Origin of the sequence: Caballeronia sp. LZ029 (genome assembly GCF_031451275.1) — a bacterium.
GTDB lineage: Bacteria > Pseudomonadota > Gammaproteobacteria > Burkholderiales > Burkholderiaceae > Caballeronia > Caballeronia jiangsuensis.
Window position 1 is genome coordinate 1 of record NZ_JARUXO010000140.1, and the last position, 1,107, is coordinate 1,107.

Sequence of the window (1,107 nt, forward strand, 5' to 3'; positions counted from 1 at the left end):
CCGTCAGTTTCGCTACAGGCGCGCAACGCGATGGGCAGCTCAGCCAGCGCACTCGAAACCTTGAAGCAGTGCGACTTGAAGCGCACCTCGCCGTTGATGCCCACGCGAAGCACCACGTCTGCGTCGCCGTACTCGATCGGCGGCAGACGCTCCGGATACGCTCTCGGGCTGGGTTGATAGCGTGAAATCGGCGTGGCCATGCCCAGCGCCTGATGCGGCCGCTCGTGGTTGTACATCTGGCGCCACGTATCGAAGGCTTGCTGGATACTCTTCAGGCTCTTGAAGTGCCGACCCGCGAGCAGTTCAGCCTTCAGCGTCCGATGAAACCGTTCATCCTTGCCGTTGGTCTGCGGATGCCCGGGCCGGCTGTACGAAGTCCGGATGTCCATGCGGATCAGCCAGATCGCCAGCGCAGTCAGTTGTCCGGGTCGCGCAGGGCTGCCCCATGGCGGACCGTTGTCCGCATTGATGCGCAGCGGCAACCCGTAACGGCGAAACACCTCGCGCAAGTGCTCACGCACGACCCGCGTGGGCGTGCTGCCACACGCATCGAGCGCCAGATCGAAGCGCGAGTGATCGTCCAGCACCGTGAACGGCAAGCAGCGTCGTCCACTGTCGAGTTCGATATAGCCCTTGAAATCCATCTGCCACAGATCGTTGGGATGCTCGTGTTCGAAGCGCTGCCATCGCAAGGCCTCCGTGCTGCTCTCAGCGGTGATCAAGCCTTGCCGATGCAGGATACGCGTCACGGTGCTCGGCGAAGGGGTCTGAGCGCAACCCAGATCGCTCAGGCGCCGGGCAAGCTTGGCCGCCCCCCAGGCGGGATGCGCTTGACGCAGTTCGACCACGCGCGCCTCCACTTCGGCAGCGGTACGCGAGGGGCTATGCAGGGGCCGTCGGCACTGATCGGCCAAAGCGGTGTCGCCTTGCTCGAAGCGTCTGATCCACTTGTACCCGGTCTTTGCGCTGATGCCGTACTGGCGACACAAGGCGCGTCGATTGGCCCCTTCTCGGGTGGCGAATTCCACGAATTCAAGCCTCAGTTCCATGATGTCTTTGCTATCCCAGGTCATGATCTACTCCGGACGAACCATTCGTCCGAAGTGT

1 protein-coding gene is annotated in these 1,107 nt (G+C 62.8%); it reads right to left on the bottom strand.

The window, feature by feature from the left end; all coding sequences use genetic code 11:
- On the bottom strand, window positions 1–1,073 hold a 1,073-nt coding region (locus tag QCE73_RS39350), incomplete at its 3' end, for an IS481 family transposase (protein ID WP_309886218.1).
- Between the last annotated feature and the right edge of the window lie 34 nt (window positions 1,074–1,107).